Genomic DNA, 519 nt, shown 5'->3' on the forward strand with positions numbered 1-519 from the left:
AAGCGAGGCAATTGGCAATGTTTTTTGCTAAAAAATTCACAAAAGCATCTTTGGCGAACATTGGTTCACAAATAGGAGACAGAGATCACGCTACAGTATTACACGCTTGCAAAACCGTTGACAATTTAGTTGCTACTGACAAACAATTCAAAAAATTTGTTGAAGATATCAATAAAAAATTAACGCTATAAAAGCATCATGTCCATAAAAATTTTAATGGTTTGTTTAGGAAATATTTGTCGGTCGCCCTTAGCCGAAGGTATATTAGCATCAAAACTCCCAAAAAGTAAATTTACAGTTGATTCAGCAGGAACAGGTTCATGGCACATTGGCCATTCACCGGATGATCGTTCTATTGCTGTTGCAAAAAAAAATAAAATCACCATTTCAAATCAAAAAGGACGTCAATTCAGCACGAATGATTTTGATGCTTTTGATTACATTTATGTGATGGACAACTCTAATTATAGAGATGTGATTGAGCTTGCCAAAAATCAAGATCATAAAGAGAAAGTACAT

2 protein-coding genes are annotated in these 519 nt (G+C 34.1%); both read left to right on the forward strand.

Features of this window, described 5'->3' with window-relative positions; genetic code table 11:
• The coding region (locus AB674_RS21650) for a helix-turn-helix domain-containing protein (protein ID WP_047779370.1) at nt 1-191 on the forward strand (191 nt) is incomplete at its 5' end.
• A 7-nt stretch (nt 192-198) separates the two neighbouring features.
• A partial coding sequence (locus tag AB674_RS21655; protein ID WP_047779371.1) for a low molecular weight protein-tyrosine-phosphatase occupies nt 199-519 on the forward strand: 321 nt, incomplete at its 3' end.

The organism is Flavobacterium sp. ABG (assembly GCF_001027725.1).
Classification (GTDB): Bacteria; Bacteroidota; Bacteroidia; order Flavobacteriales; family Flavobacteriaceae; genus Flavobacterium; species Flavobacterium cupriresistens.